Below are 365 nucleotides of genomic sequence, written 5' to 3' on the forward strand. Positions count from 1 at the left end.
ATCGGCAGAAAACGAAATATCGTCCACTTGCCAAGGCGATTGCAGGCCAAGCGCCATGCTAAATAAAGTTGTACTATTCATGACGGAATTATCGCACCACCCACTACAAATCACATAGAGCCAAAAAATTGTTTGGGGACTGAAGACACACGCCCCCGCCATGGGGAGATCATTTGTTTTTTGAAATTTTTTGCGACCTTGACAATTCGCAATCGTTACGATATGACGAATCCGTCACTGTTGCGAAAAAAAAGGAGACTGACATGGATTCAGTCACTGTTACAAAAAAGAAGCCAGGGCGACCGACAAAATCAACGGATGGAGTGGCAATGCCTCCACGACTCCGCCAGAGGTTGTATCGACAA

1 protein-coding gene is annotated in these 365 nt (G+C 45.8%); it reads right to left on the reverse strand.

The features are described 5' to 3' along the window. Positions 1–169: 169 nt before the first annotated feature. Positions 170–365 (reverse strand): hypothetical protein (locus IV91_RS19435; RefSeq protein ID WP_233418508.1); only part of this gene is annotated, 196 nt, incomplete at its 5' end.

The sequence above is a fragment of the Ferrovum myxofaciens genome (assembly GCF_000735045.1).
In the GTDB taxonomy this organism is placed as follows: domain Bacteria; phylum Pseudomonadota; class Gammaproteobacteria; order Burkholderiales; family Ferrovaceae; genus Ferrovum; species Ferrovum myxofaciens.